6 protein-coding genes and 1 pseudogene are annotated in these 6,570 nt (G+C 32.1%); 6 read left to right on the forward strand and 1 reads right to left on the reverse strand.

What is annotated here, in order from left to right:
- The first annotated feature begins 150 nt into the window (after positions 1-150).
- The 6 genes from MV589_RS04665 (at position 151) to MV589_RS04690 (ending at position 6,235) form a co-directional block, all read left to right on the forward strand.
- The gene (locus MV589_RS04665; protein ID WP_297432537.1) at positions 151-969 is read left to right on the forward strand and encodes an SDR family oxidoreductase; all 819 of its coding nucleotides are present in this window, start codon (positions 151-153) and stop codon (positions 967-969) included.
- Between the two features lie 12 nt (positions 970-981).
- Positions 982-1,905: a helix-turn-helix domain-containing protein gene (locus MV589_RS04670; protein ID WP_297432539.1), complete on the forward strand. Its 924-nt coding sequence runs from the start codon at positions 982-984 to the stop codon at positions 1,903-1,905.
- Positions 1,906-2,005: 100 nt separating this feature from the next.
- Positions 2,006-2,818 (forward strand): SDR family oxidoreductase, encoded by an 813-nt coding sequence (locus MV589_RS04675; protein WP_297432541.1) that lies wholly within the window; start codon positions 2,006-2,008, stop codon positions 2,816-2,818.
- A gap of 36 nt (positions 2,819-2,854) precedes the next feature.
- Positions 2,855-4,057 (forward strand): cytochrome-c peroxidase, encoded by a 1,203-nt coding sequence (locus MV589_RS04680; protein ID WP_297432543.1) that lies wholly within the window; start codon positions 2,855-2,857, stop codon positions 4,055-4,057.
- Positions 4,054-5,859, forward strand: a complete 1,806-nt coding sequence (locus tag MV589_RS04685) for a multiheme c-type cytochrome (RefSeq protein ID WP_297432545.1) — start codon at positions 4,054-4,056, stop codon at positions 5,857-5,859. Before MV589_RS04680 ends, MV589_RS04685 begins: the two co-directional genes overlap by 4 nt.
- The gene (locus tag MV589_RS04690) at positions 5,852-6,235 is read left to right on the forward strand and encodes a thioredoxin family protein (protein WP_297432547.1); all 384 of its coding nucleotides are present in this window, start codon (positions 5,852-5,854) and stop codon (positions 6,233-6,235) included. Before MV589_RS04685 ends, MV589_RS04690 begins: the two co-directional genes overlap by 8 nt.
- Here the strand turns inward: MV589_RS04690 and MV589_RS04695 are convergent.
- Positions 6,232-6,570, reverse strand: a pseudogene (locus tag MV589_RS04695) (glycosyl transferase); the annotation flags it as partial. The gene MV589_RS04690 and the pseudogene MV589_RS04695 sit on opposite strands and share 4 nt — an antisense overlap.

Genomic DNA, 6,570 nt, shown 5'->3' on the forward strand with positions numbered 1-6,570 from the left:
GGTAAAAAACATTTAAAAATTGTTGCAAATGATGTTATAGTCTTAGGGGATCACAATCAAACTGTGACAAAGATTTTTATTAAGACAACAAAAGAGAGAGTGTGGCTGAAGAAATTTTTTGGCATTTGATAAATATAAATTGGGTGTATTATGTCTAAAATAGTTTTAATTACTGGTGCTAGTTCGGGAATGGGAAGAGCAAGTGCAAAGTTACTATCTGAGAATGGATTTACGGTTTATGCAGCATCTCGAGATATAAGTAAACTTTTAAATCTCAATCGCTCTCGTATTATTCCTATTTTTCTTGATATTACCTCGCAAAAGAGTATTGATTCAGTTGTTAAAAAGATAATAGAAAAAGATAAAAAAATTGATATTCTTATTAATAATGCTGGGTATGGCGTAGTTTCTAGTGTTGAAAATTTCCAAGAAGAAGAGATGTTTAATCAATTTAATGTAAATGTTTTTGGTATATTAAGAGTTACAAAAGCTGTTATTCCTCATATGCGTAAAGAGAATTATGGTGTTATTATAAATATAAGTTCTTTTTTGGGAAAAATTGGGTTACCGCTTTTTACTCTGTATAATGCAAGTAAATATGCAGTAGAAGGTATTACCGATTCTCTTCGCTATGAACTTAGTACATTTAATATTAGAGTACACTCTATTTTACCAGGTTTTTTTGATACAGAGTTCGCAAGAAAAAATTTAGTAACAAATATGGAAACACTTGATGCAAACTCGGCTTATAGTAAACTTGTCTCTCAGCTTGTACCAAAAATTATGGAGCAGATAAATGGTGGTAATAATGCGGATGATGTTGCAAAGCTTATCTTGAAAATCATAAATGATGAAAAATTTCCAGCTAGGACGACGGTTGGAGATAAAGCAAAAAAATTTATACCTATGCGCAGAGAGTTAAGTGATGAAGATTTTGAGCGTAGAGTAAAAGAATACTACGGTATATAAAGATATTATCAGATGGAGAGTTTATTTTTTAATATCACCGATACCTCTTACCGGTTAACACCGCTTCTAGGCAGTGAAAAAAATAATTATATAACGCGCGTTGATATTTCTAATGGGATAGTTTTTCTAAATATTGCACTCCAAAGTAATGAACAACGACGCTATAAAGTGAAAAACCTTGATAGAATGTTGGTGATTGTAGTCACAAAAAAGGGTTCTGGAGTCATTCAAGACCATCAAACAGATAAAAGTTACAATTTTAATGAAAATAGTATAAATCTATTTTGTTCTTCAAAACAAGATTTGACAGTTGAAATAGATCAAAACAATCCTAGTGAAATATTTGTATTATTTATAGCGGATTTTATATTAAAGCGTTATCGAAGCGGTAATACAAGTAGCATTGTGGATTATCTTTATAATAAACTACAAGATGAGATCAGTTTAGAGTGTTTAGATTCACAAAGCATAGACGCTTTAAGTCTTTATATTATCAAAAAAATTACTAAAATAAATACAGATAATTTCTTTAATAGTATAATGTGTGAACAAAATGTTTTAGAGTTTATGATCCATAGATTTAAACTACTTGATGTTTATGACAATACATTTAGTGATGATGAACTTTGTATTTCCAGATCAGCAAAAGATTTTTTACTTCGATCTTTCGTGAACCCTCCAACCATAAAAACTTTAGCACATTTATGCGCTACTAATGAAACAAAATTAAAAGTTGTATTTAAAAAGAAATATAAAATGACTATTCATCAGTACATTCAAAAACTGCGTTTAGAAAAAGCAAATTTTTTATTAAAAGAGCAAATGTTGAATATTGGTGAAATTACAAAAGAGGTGGGCTATAAGCATCAAGGATATTTTTCAAAACTTTTTTTTGAATATTATGGAGTATATCCAAAGGATTTATTAAAAAAATAATTCTTTTAGTGCTAAAAAATAATTCTTTTAGTGCTAAAAAATCCTTGTAAAGCGAGAAAAATTCACTTATACTGTTGCAAATAAGATACAAGGGTATGAGATGAATAAAATAGTTTTAATTACGGGTGCAAGTTCTGGAATGGGAAAAGTTACGGCAGAGTTATTAGCTAATGAAGGTTATACCGTATATGCGGGTGTCCGAGATGAGAATATTTCTTTTAATATAAAAAATATACAAACAGTATATTTAGATGTGACGAAAACAGAGTCAATAAATAATGCAGTCAAGAAAATTATAAGCAATAAGGGTAAAATTGATGTTCTTATTAATAATGCAGGCCATGGATTATTATCTTCCGTTGAAGAAGCAACAGATAAAGAGATGTTTGATCAATTTAATGTAAATGTTTTAGGATTGTTAAAAGTTACTCGTGCAGTATTACCGTTTATGCGAGAAAAAAAATCAGGAGTAATCATTAATATCTCTTCATTTTTAGGAAAAATGGGACTTCCTCTTTTAACACATTATAATGCTTCAAAATATGCTGTAGAAGGAATAGTAGATTCACTGAGATTTGAAACATTGCCTTTTAATGTTAGAGTACATTCGATACAAGCAGGGCTTTTTGGAACAAACTTTGTAACAAAGGGTTTAATAGCTAATGAAGCAACAATGAGTGAAAGTTCTCCTTATAAAGATTTAGTAGCTCATTTTGTACCAATTGTTGCCAAAGCAATTAATGAAGGACCGTCTCCTCAACCTATAGCAAATGCAGTTAAATATATAATCGAAGATGATACTGCCAATATATTTATACCAGTCGGAACTGAGGCTGAAAATTTTATTCCTTTACGATGTCAAATGAAAGATAAAGATTTTGAAAACGAAGTAAAGAAAATTTTTGGGATATAGAAAGTTTTAGGTAAAAAAGTATTTAAGGAATTTGATATGCTACGTTTAAGCTTGTTGGCAATTATTATTGTCGTTGTATGGATAGAAATACTTCCATATTTAATACCTAAAAAAACGAAACAAATTTACAATGACACTATGTTGCGTGAGACAGCTTTAAGCAGGGGGATGGCACCTATTCCTCAGGAATATGATAAGTTTTTAAAGCTTCTTGATTCTAAAAATAATCCTATTACAAAAGAAAAAGTAGCATTAGGAAAAGAACTCTATTTTGATACAGTTCTTTCCAAAGATAAAACTCGAAGTTGTTCATCTTGCCATATGTTAGGAAAAAATCCACATAATAAAATGCAGTTTTTAGAAGATATAAGTCATCCTGGAACAAAAACGGACTGTATGGTATGTCATATTAAAGATGAAAGCGGTAGTGACAGACTGTCAACGGCGATAGGGGTGGATGAACAAACAAATCCAAATCATCTCAACACACCTACTATTCTAAATTCAGCATTGGCAAAATACAGAATGTGGGATGGTACTGTTACAACTTCATTAGGCGTAATAGCACCTATGATACATGGAAAATACACTATGAATCTCTCATCCGAGAAAGCGGAAAAAAGATTGAAAAACAGTCGTGTATATACTCGGGAGTTTAAGAAAATTTTTAAAGATGGTGTTACTTTTGAGAATATTGCAAAAGCATTAGATGTATACCAAAAAACACTCTTGACAAGAAGTGCTTATGATAGATTTTTAGAAGGAGATAACTCCGCTATGAGTGAAGAAGCAAAAAAAGGTTTCAGTGATTTTATACAGCTGGGCTGTAAAGGATGCCATACAGGTATAACTGTTGGTGGACAAACAATCCAAAAATTTCCGACACGAAATTATAATCACATCATAGATGTTACAGGAATTTTTAGTAGAAAATATATAGGTCGAGAGACTGCTGCATTTGATTTCAATTTTAAGCAATATCAACGCTTTCCCTTTGAAAACAAAGGTGGATTTCTAGGTAAAAATAATCAACAACTTTTTAGAGTGCCAATTTTGCGTAATGTGACAAAGACATCCCCTTATTTTCATAATGGAGCTGTTTTTGATCTGCGTGAAGCCGTCCACATTATGGGAAAATATCAATTAAGTATGGAACTTACCGAGAAACAGATAGATGAAATCGTGGCATTTTTACACTCACTAGATGGTGAAATCGTCGAATATAAGGAGCTCAAATGAAAATATTGTATATAAATCTTGATATCCTCTTTATGTTCGTCAGTGGCATATTACTGATGGATTATTTCTCTATAGCTTGGTCTTATTTTCGAGTAATAGAATTTTTACATATATTCGGTTCCATAACAGTCACGATTCTTTTTGTACTGCCTTTTTTATATAAGCACATTAAAGAGAGTAAGATAATTATGAAACATAAGAGCATGAGTGGCTTAATGCTCGGTTTTGTGCTCTTTTTATTGCTTCTAAGCGGAACATATCTGTTTATAATCGGCAACCGTGGTGGCGATATATATGGAGCACTTTCTTATTATATACATCTTTATATCTCTTTTGTTTTAATACTTGCTTTGGTAGTGCATCAAAAAAAGTTCTTTTTTTCAAGAGGATTTGCTACTTTTACTTCTGTTATAGTACTTTTTTTACCGAGTTATTCCTATTCAAAATCGACAAAACTGACAAATATCGTTTTTACTGATGGTGCAAAATACCATCATAGTATTGATTGGACAAATTCTGCTACATGTAAAGAGTGTCATCCTAAAATATTTAAGCAGTGGGCAGATTCAAATCATAGACATCTTGCTGATTCAAATCCATATTATATGGTATTGGAAAATTTAGCAGGGATGGACAAAGGTGAAAAATTTAGGGAGTGGTGTATGGGCTGTCATAATCCAAGTGCCGTGAGTATGCATCAAGAGCGAACGACACATTTTATGAAAGACAATGTGATGCCTGAACCACTTTTTGTCAAGGGGTCAAAAAATCTTATAAATGAGTATAAAGCACATCCAAATAGATTAGAGCAGGGTGTCTCGTGCATTGCATGTCACCGTATAACGGATGCAAAACCAGCAGGAAACAGTTCCTATGCGCTTAATTTGACAAAAAGAAAAAAATATCTTTATGAAGACTCTACTGCAGAGATGAAAGTGTGGATAAGTCATAAGCTGATTAATGCTAAACCAAAGATGCATAAATCGGAGTATATGAAACCTTTGTATAAAAAAAGTGAGTATTGTGCATCTTGTCACAATGAGTTTTTGCCGCATTCGGGCAGACAAGTTGTTGCAACTTATGAGCAGTGGAAAAAATCACCTTTTAATAATCCCAAAAAACCTAAAGAACATAAAGATTGTATAGACTGTCATATGACCCATTTGGAAAAAGGAAAATTTTCTCCGCTTCAAGGTTCTTCAACACTTGGAGGAAAATATAAAAAAGATATAAAAGTACACTATTTTGCAGGAGGGAACTATTTCCTTGCTGGTCTTAAAAACAAAGAAAATGAATCACAGTCTATACAGCTTCTAAAAACTTCTGCGAAGCTAGATTCAAAAATTGATAAAGGTGTGCTGCTTGTCGGTGTGAAAAATGTCGGAGCAGGGCATAAACTTCCGACAGGAGCGGCAGATTTTCGAGAGTTGTGGCTTGATATAACAGTAACAGACAGCAATGGTAAAACTGTATTTAGCAGTGGAAAACTCGATAAAAAGGGTGATATAGAAAAAAATTCTATCATTTATAACAAGATTTTTGGCGATAAAAACGGGAAACCTGTAGGTTTGTTTTTTTGGCGGTATGAAAAATTATTAAAAGACACAAGAATACCCGCAGGCAAAAGAGTTGTAGAAAGATTTACACTCCCTGAAAATTTAGAGTACCCATTGCATGTAGATATAAAACTCAACTTTAGAATTTATCCGCAATGGGTAACCAATATAGTCAAGGCAGCATATCCTCAATTGACCGATCCTCCTGTTATTACAATCAAAGAATTAGAGAAGCAGTTTGATTAAAAGTATAGTTATTAGTACTCTTTTAATTGTCTATGCTGATGCTTTTATGGTAGAAGGTTCTTATGAAAAAGCACATACAAAGGCTCTAAAAACAGGAAAATCTTTAGTCGTTTTTTTGACGAAAAAAAATTGTCCACAGTGCAATGTAGAACTTGCAAAAATAATTCATAATAAAGAAATATCTTTGGCTATCAGTAAGCATGCTGTTTTTGTTATAGTAAGGCGAGGACAAAAAGAGAGTTACCCTATAGAAATGTTGTATACAACACAATATCCAGCGCTTTTTATTCTTGATACAAACGAGTTACTAAAATGCAATGCATCTGTTGTTAAGTTTGACATTAAGTATATTGCTCAATGTCTTTATTCTCACTAGTCTAAAGCTTCAAAAGCTTCTTCAATACTGTTATATTGCTGTGCTATAAAAAGATATACTGCGGCATTAAGACGTGCCAATCTGAGGTACTCATCTGATGGGTTTTGCAGTTGTGCTATGGAGTCTTCAAGTGTTATCTGTTCCCATGATTTTTTATAATGAATACCAAAATGCTCAGGGTCAATGATATACTCTTGTGTCTCATCGCCATCAACCATCCATAAGCGTCCTTTACTGAACAACTCAGGTGTGCCTTCATTGCCTTGAATAAGTGCAATCTTTTTATATCTTCCTTTTAAAATTTCACTGTATTTTTTAACAAAAGGTTTATGAAA

Source organism: Sulfurimonas sp. (assembly GCF_026991475.1).
Lineage (GTDB): Bacteria > Campylobacterota > Campylobacteria > Campylobacterales > Sulfurimonadaceae > Sulfurimonas.